Source organism: Vibrio sp. S/42/10, from assembly GCF_029890535.1.
GTDB classification, from domain to species: Bacteria; Pseudomonadota; Gammaproteobacteria; order Enterobacterales; family Vibrionaceae; genus Vibrio; species Vibrio cyclitrophicus.
The window spans coordinates 1-694 of sequence record NZ_JAKMZC010000046.1; the positions used below are offsets into that span (position 1 = coordinate 1).

Consider the following 694-nt stretch of genomic DNA (forward strand, 5'->3'; position numbering starts at 1 on the left):
CCGCACCTGTGTCGGTTAGAGAGATGGTCACGTTCACGTCACCATCCAGCTCCGCCGCGCTGATCAGGCCGTCGTCGTTCGCATCTTCTGTGATTTCAACGCCTGGCGCACCCGCCGCTGTGGTATCCAGTTTCGCACTGTCTGTGCCTTTATCAGACACGTTACCCGCCGCATCGGTAATGGTCGCTTCGACTGTTAACGTCGCGCCTTCCGCCGGTGCATCGACTGTCGTCAACACTTCGCCTGCTGTGATGTGAGCCGCTGTCAGTTCGATCTCTGTGCCGTTCACCGTCAAGGTATCGCCTTCAACCGCACCTGTGTCGGTTAGAGAGATGGTCACGTTCACGTCACCATCCAGCTCCGCCGCGCTGATCAGGCCGTCGTCGTTCGCATCTTCTGTGATTTCAACGCCTGGCGCACCCGCCGCTGTGGTATCCAGAGTGAACGTCAGCTCGCTGCTGCCTGATGTATTACCCGCTGCGTCGGTTTGACGAACGGTGATCGTGTTGTCACCTTCCGTTGATACGGGTGCGGTTGTCGTCCAGTTTCCGTCAACGAGGTATTCGACTGTCGCACCCTCTTCTGTGCCGCCGACTGTGAAGCTGCCGTCGTTGGTTAAGAAGTCATCCGCCGCTGAGCCAGAGTCCGTATCCAGTGTCAGTGTTGGCGCATCTGGCGCTGTTGTGTCTAGAGT

General features: G+C 58.2%; 1 protein-coding gene. It reads right to left on the reverse strand.

Annotation, left to right across the window (positions count from 1 at the left end; translation table 11 throughout):
* Window positions 1–694: Ig-like domain-containing protein (locus L8S15_RS21720; protein ID WP_280575159.1), on the reverse strand; the 694-nt coding region annotated here is incomplete at both ends.